1 protein-coding gene is annotated in these 257 nt (G+C 63.0%); it reads right to left on the bottom strand.

Annotated elements, in window-relative coordinates:
• Nucleotides 1–28 precede the first annotated feature (28 nt).
• On the bottom strand, nucleotides 29–257 hold a 229-nt coding region (locus SB752_RS32840), incomplete at its 5' end, for a hypothetical protein (RefSeq protein WP_486320410.1).

The raw sequence follows: 257 nt of genomic DNA, 5'->3' as shown, positions 1-257 counted from the left end.
CAGCGTCTCCCGTCGCGCGTTTCCGGCACTATTGCTGCATGAACTTCAGCCAGCGGGCTTTCGCCTGGATACCGTTGGGCGACGCCCACCATTCTTCGGAGAGCAGGGCCTGCTTCGCGGCATTTTGCGGGGAGCTGGGGAGTTCGCCTGCCCGTTGAGGCGAGATCTTGCCGATCTTGTACGCGGTTGGATTACCGGGGCCATAGTCGATGTAGGTCGGCAGGTTCGCTTGCAGATCGGGAGAGACCGCCGCGTCG

Source organism: Brevibacillus sp. SIMBA_040 (assembly GCF_046535075.1).
Classification (GTDB): domain Bacteria; phylum Bacillota; class Bacilli; order Brevibacillales; family Brevibacillaceae; genus Brevibacillus.
This window is presented reverse-complemented; position numbering and strand designations above follow the sequence as displayed.